Raw genomic sequence first — 1,592 nt, forward strand, 5'->3', positions numbered from 1 at the left:
GCCTCCAGTATGGCCAACAACAGGCCCTTCTGCTGATCCAGCCGAAGTTCCAGGTTTTCTTGCTCCAGTTGCTTTATTTCGGATATGTCCAGGTTAACACCCAGCGTCTTCTTGCCCCTTCCCTGCTTGTCCCGCAGCAGGACAGCCTTTACCCTCATGGTGACTACCTGACTGTTGGGTCTGATGCGTATGGTTTCCTCCAAAGGCTCTTGACTTTCCCGGAAGTGATGCACTATTCTTTCCGCCACAGGACGATCTTCTTCTATCACATAGTCCAAGTAGAGCTCCGGCTTTACCGGGCTGCCTTCCGGTATACCAAAGAGGCGGTACATGCCCTTTGACCAGTGGAGTGCTCCGGTGTCAATGTCATACTCCCAGCTGCCTATGCGCGCTGTTTCTTCCGCCTGCTTCAGGAGTGTCAGGTGTTTGTTTATTACCTGCTCTGCCTCTTTCTGCTCCGTTATGTCCTGAACCTTGCCCAGGATTTTAACCGGGCTCCCAAGCTTATCAAGGGTTACTTTACCTTTCACGGTAAAATAGCGCATTTGCCCATCAGGCCTGTAGATTCGGCGCACGTACTCATAAGGCTGCTTATCCCGTATTGCTTTTTTGATGATCGGGCGTGCATCAGCCACATCCTCGGGATGGGAAACAGCGTCAATAAAATCAAGGGAGGGAACAAAGGACTGGGGTTCGTAGCCCAGTAGCCTGTACAAGTTATCAGAGAAACTGAAGCGAAGGGTGGCAAGGTCTGCTTCGTAGCTGCCTGTGTTGCCCACCATCTCGGCCTCCCGGAACAGCTTTTCCCTCTCCCGTATCTTTTTCTGTGCCTGCATGCGGTCGTCGATATCCGTGTTGGTGCCCACCCACTGCAAAATATTTCCATCACAGTCTTTCACAGGTACTCCTCTGCTCAGGTGCCAGCGATAGCTCCCGTCTGCCCCACATCTAATCCTGTGCTCTACCTCAAAATCTTGCTGGCTGCTCAGCGAGCGCTGCCATGCATCAACAGTCAGGCTTAAATCTTCTGGGTGAAAAACCTCTTGCCATCCTTCGCCTTGGGCTTGTTCTGCTGTCTGTCCCGTAAACTCAAGCCACCGCCTATTAAAAAAGTCAAGGGAGCCGTCAGGCAAAGCTGTCCATGCCATCTGGGGGATAGACTCAATAATCAGCCGGGCTTTTTGCTCTGCCTGCTGCTTTGCCTCAAACAGGCGGGCATTGTCGATGGCAGCTGCCGCCTGGCCGGCAATATTTTTCACCAGTTCTTCCTCATTCTCTGAAAAAACACCAGGCTCCGGATGCCCAAAGAACAGGCCGCCAATCACATTCCCGCTCCTGGTTACTACCGGAAGCGCCATGTAGCTTCGCACAGGCAAGTGCCCCTCCGGCATTCCGTGATGGGGCCGGTTCTGGCCGTACCTGGGATCTTTGGTGATATCATCTGAGCGGACAATATGCTCTCCGCGAAGCGTGGGGTCCAGAATGGGCGTATGCCGGATAACCGGAAGATGGGCGAAGTCCTCGTGTCTTGCGCCAGAGAGCGCGTAGAGGGTGTACTCTTCTCCTTCTTCATTGTACTTTTTATAAAACAG

The 1,592-nt window shown here is 53.0% G+C and carries 1 protein-coding gene; it reads right to left on the reverse strand.

The annotated features are described in order from the left end of the window. Positions 1-1,592, reverse strand: a 1,592-nt coding sequence (locus DXT99_RS26695; protein ID WP_115568646.1) for a PAS domain-containing protein, incomplete at both ends; no start/stop codon positions are given.

It is taken from the genome of Pontibacter diazotrophicus, from assembly GCF_003367245.1.
Lineage (GTDB): Bacteria > Bacteroidota > Bacteroidia > Cytophagales > Hymenobacteraceae > Pontibacter > Pontibacter diazotrophicus.